The sequence below is a fragment of the Allosphingosinicella sp. genome (genome assembly GCF_036387215.1).
Taxonomy (GTDB): Bacteria; Pseudomonadota; Alphaproteobacteria; order Sphingomonadales; family Sphingomonadaceae; genus Allosphingosinicella.
In genome coordinates, this window is record NZ_DASVUE010000252.1 from 1 (window position 1) to 3,929 (window position 3,929).

At 61.1% G+C, this 3,929-nt stretch carries 5 protein-coding genes and 1 pseudogene; 1 reads left to right on the plus strand and 5 read right to left on the minus strand.

Features of this window, described 5'->3' with window-relative positions; translation table 11 throughout:
• From VF662_RS10325 to VF662_RS10335, 3 genes and pseudogenes are all read right to left on the minus strand, one after another.
• Positions 1 to 423, minus strand: a pseudogene (locus VF662_RS10325) (hypothetical protein); the annotation flags it as partial.
• A 186-nt stretch (positions 424 to 609) separates the two neighbouring features.
• Complete coding sequence (locus VF662_RS10330) at positions 610 to 1,005, minus strand: hypothetical protein (protein WP_464140669.1); 396 nt, start codon at positions 1,003 to 1,005, stop codon at positions 610 to 612.
• A gap of 82 nt (positions 1,006 to 1,087) precedes the next feature.
• A complete protein-coding gene (locus tag VF662_RS10335) occupies positions 1,088 to 1,489 on the minus strand; it encodes a VOC family protein (RefSeq protein WP_464140672.1) in 402 nt (133 codons plus the stop codon).
• A 183-nt stretch (positions 1,490 to 1,672) separates the two neighbouring features.
• Here VF662_RS10335 and VF662_RS10340 point away from each other — a divergent pair, with 183 nt between their 5' ends.
• Positions 1,673 to 2,368 (plus strand): hypothetical protein, encoded by a 696-nt coding sequence (locus tag VF662_RS10340; protein ID WP_464140674.1) that lies wholly within the window; start codon positions 1,673 to 1,675, stop codon positions 2,366 to 2,368.
• A gap of 62 nt (positions 2,369 to 2,430) precedes the next feature.
• Here VF662_RS10340 and VF662_RS10345 read toward each other — a convergent pair whose 3' ends face one another.
• Together VF662_RS10345 and VF662_RS10350 are read right to left on the minus strand one after the other, a co-directional pair.
• On the minus strand, positions 2,431 to 3,237 hold the full coding sequence (locus tag VF662_RS10345) for a nucleotidyltransferase domain-containing protein (RefSeq protein ID WP_464140676.1): 807 nt from the start codon (positions 3,235 to 3,237) through the stop codon (positions 2,431 to 2,433).
• Between the two features lie 106 nt (positions 3,238 to 3,343).
• Positions 3,344 to 3,929 (minus strand): phosphomethylpyrimidine synthase ThiC (locus tag VF662_RS10350; RefSeq protein WP_464140679.1); only part of this gene is annotated, 586 nt, incomplete at its 5' end.

A 3,929-nucleotide genomic window follows, 5' to 3' on the forward strand; every position in this document is an offset into this window, starting at 1 on the left:
GTTCACGACGCGCTTGGTGCAGACCACTTCGCCATATTCGTTGTAGACATTGTGCTCCACGCCCTCGATCGCGCGTTCGAAGGCGAGGTCCTCGACGAAGCCGCCGGCATGGTGGCGGGCGGCGTCCCAGGCGCGGGCGAAGGCGGCGCCGTGGGGCGAGCGCTTGAGCTTGTAGGCGCCTTCGCGAGTCATGCCGACGGACTTGGCGGCGTGGCTGACGAGGCCGGTATCGGCCAGCGCCTCGATGAAGCGGCGCTGCTTCTCCTCGGTCCAGCCGTCGTAGCGGGGGCGGCGGCGGACCGGCACCCAGCGATAATCGGCGGGATCGTAGGTTTCGGGGGGAGGAATGCCCTCGTCTTCCGCGGTGGCGGGCGGCGGGGCGGCGGGGGTGCCGGAATCGGCGTCGTGCGGATGGTTGCTCATCCGCCAGTATGAACCTCAAAAGGGGGGCTGTAGGACAGCGGAAAATGCGGCCGGGCGGGATTTTGCGAGGCGGGTGTGGCGGAGGAGCATCCTATTTGGTTTGGCAGGCGGCGGCCGTACCGCCCGAGAAACCGCCGGACGCCCGTTCAGCCATGACCACTTCCTGCTCAGGCGTTGGCAGGCGCGCTAGAATTGCTTGATGCAGAGATCCATCTTGCCGTCGCTGCGTACCATCTTCAGACGGGTGGCGGACAGAAAGTGGACACGCCCCTGCCGCACGACGAAATCCGCGGTTTCCCCGGCCGGAATAGGCTCCCGCTCGAAGTAAGCGGCTGCCGAAGTGTCGGTGGAAGGTGCGACAGTTATGGAAAAGCGTGCCGCGGTGGCAGCGGTCGGGCTCGTCTTGCCGTTGTAGATCGGCATGACCACGATGTTCGGGTAATTGCCCACACTCGCTGGAGAACCGCCACTCTGTAGACAGTCATTATAGAAGCTCGTCGTGGCGGGTACATGGTTCGTCTGCGCTTGAGCTGTCGTGGCCAAGCCGACCATCGCCATTCCGAAAGCTGCCGAACGTGTCATCGAATCCTCCCCCGTCATTGGTCTTCCAACCTGACGCACTGCTTTGGCATTTGCAACTTGACGGCTGCGTGAGAAGCGGCCGTCAGGCGGCGAACTGCACCAGGTCCCAGAGGTTGCCGTAGAGGTCCTCGAACACGGCGACGGTGCCGTAGGGCGCCTGCTTTGGCTCGCGGATGAAGCGCACGCCGCGGGCTCGGTAGGCTTCGTAGTCGCGCCGGAAGTCGTCGGTCTTCAGGAACAGAAAGACCCGCCCACCCGCCTGGTTGCCGATGAAAGCCTCCTGCTCCGGCGAGGAGGCGCGGGCGAGGAGGAGGGTGGCGGCGCTCTCGCTGGCACCAGGCGGCGCGGCGAGCACCCAGCGCTTGTCCTGCTCGGGCTGGTACGTGTCCTCAACGAGGGTGAAGCCGAGCACGCCCGTGAACCAGGCGATCGCCTCGTCATAGTCGCGGACAATGAGGGCGATGTGGGCGAGGGATTCGGGCATTCTGCTCCGGTACAGTGTGCCCAAGGTATGGCCTACAACCTTCACGAGTTGCCGACGAGCGTACTCTGAACCATCTTCCGCCTCATGCCCGACGATCCCGCAGGTCCCGTTTCTTATCCCGCAGAGATTGAAGGCTTCCTCCGCCGGATGGCTCTCGGTCTCCCGGGTGCGTTCAGGTTCAGGATGCTCAACACCTTCGAGCATTTCAGGAGAGCACTACTCCTTCTCGAAGTTGACCGAGAGATGGCTTCATTTCGAGCCATCACTGGTGAGGAGGAGGCAGCAACCGCTCTCATCAAGGCGATGCAACTGAGGAAGTACCCTGACGCGAAGCGGTTCAACGCACGCGATCATCAGCACAAGGTCGCCGTAAGGGCATGCGTCTTAGCTATCGCCAATCAGCTTCATCCCGCGTTGCGGGAGTTTCAGCTCACTTTCAATTTCGAGACGAAACGCATCGACATAAAGATTCCACTGTCGAACTTCGGCGTGAATGGCGGCGATAACTACTGCGTGCAACCTGTAGAGCCGCTCGACTTTTTGCACAGTCAGCCAGGTGCTGACGAGAATAGCCTGTTTGAAGGGGCGCTCCAATCCTTTGCGAAGCGCTCCAACTTTGAGGGCATTAAGCGGATGGTGGCTGAGTTATCGAACAGCCGAAACAGGCTTCTATATGCCTCAGATGCCGCCGTTCCCAAGAGCGTTGCGACGGCGGAGATGATTGAAAACCGTCGGTCGAGTGCCATGATCCTGCTTGTGATCGGCATCATGATCCTACAAAGCCGCAAGCACCTTGGTTTGGTCCTACAAGCGTCTCAGGCATTTCTCCGAATCATCGACAAACTGCCGCCCGAGGCAAAGTTATCCGAAAGCGCCTGAGCCGACGGCCTTCACTACGCGCCGAGAAAATATTCTGAAGAAATTTAGGGGTTTAATTCTCGTCATCTTCCGATCATTAATTTCCAGCGCTCTGCTGCGTAGTGTTCCAAGTCTCTCACCTGCCGCTCACTGAGGAAAAGGTCGGCAGGATCGGCAGGTGAGATCGAGCATCGCCGCGAAGTCTGACGTTCCCAAGCCCGCAGCGTGGCCGCCTGAGGTACAAAGAATTCGCCGTCGCGTGCAATCACGTCATCCCGTTCAAGTTGTTCCATAGCCTGTCTGATCCAGGGGATCTCGAGCTCGGCGAACTTCTTGTATCGAGGCTTGAGGCCAAAGGTTGTGAGTTCGGCCAGGATATCTTCTTCCGTAAACGGCCCCGCTGCCTTCGCGGACACGAAGAGCAGAATAGCCTTCCAAGCTTCCGCCTTCAGGATTTCGAACTGCCTATAATCGCCGCATAGGTGTTGGCTGAACGCTGCCATGCCCAGCCAAGCCCGAAACCATCGCGTCCAATCGTCAGTCCAATAGCCCGGGCTCTCGACGAGCGGCATCGAGAGCCGTTCACCCGTTTCCGCTGTGAAGCCTCGCCCTGCGAAACTTTCTCGGATCTGGGCCGCCGTCAAATATTCGCCGGGGAATTCCAAGTCCGGCGCTAGGCCCGCGTCGTGGTGAGTGAGCAGGTACACGTCGATAAACTTTTGAATCGTCTCCAACATAGACGCGCTGGCGGGCTGGGGCACCGCGTCATGCATCACCAGGACGACGTCGATGTCGCTCGCACCGGGTACCGCCCCTCCATATGCGTAGCTGCCGCTCAGCCAGGCGACTTCACAGCATCCACCAAACAGACTTTCAACCGCCTCCGCCAATCGAGAGCGCGGCGAGTGCAGAGGTCGATTGAGAGACACGCTGGCGCTCCTAACTCCAGTACTTGTGAGGCTGCGGCACGAAGATTTGAGGCCCGGTGGGGCACGTCTACTCTCCTGCCGGCAGGTAAATCTCTCCGCCATTCTCGCGGAACTTCTCGCTCATTTCGGCCATTCCTGCGTCCGCCTCAAGGAAGGTGTCCGCGCTCGCATTCTGCTTCGCAGCAAAATCCCTCACCTCTTGAGTAATCTTCATGCTGCAGAATTTGGGGCCGCACATGGAGCAGAAATGGGCGGTCTTGGCGCCCTCCGCCGGCAGGGTCTGGTCGTGATATTGCTCGGCGGTGTCGGGATCGAGGCTGAGGTGGAACTGGTCGCGCCAGCGGAATTCGAAGCGGGCGCGGCTTAGGGCGTCGTCGCGCATCTTGGCGGCGGGGTGGCCCTTGGCGAGGTCGGCGGCGTGGGCGGCTAGCTTGTAGGTTACTACGCCCACTTTGACGTCGTCGCGGTCGGGGAGGCCTAGGTGCTCCTTGGGCGTGACGTAGCAGAGCATGGCGGTGCCGAACCAGCCGATCATGGCCGCGCCGATCGCGCTGGTGATGTGGTCGTAGCCCGGCGCGATGTCGGTGGTGAGGGGCCCGAGCGTGTAGAAGGGCGCCTCGCCGCAGGCTTCGAGCTGCTTGTCCATGTTGGCC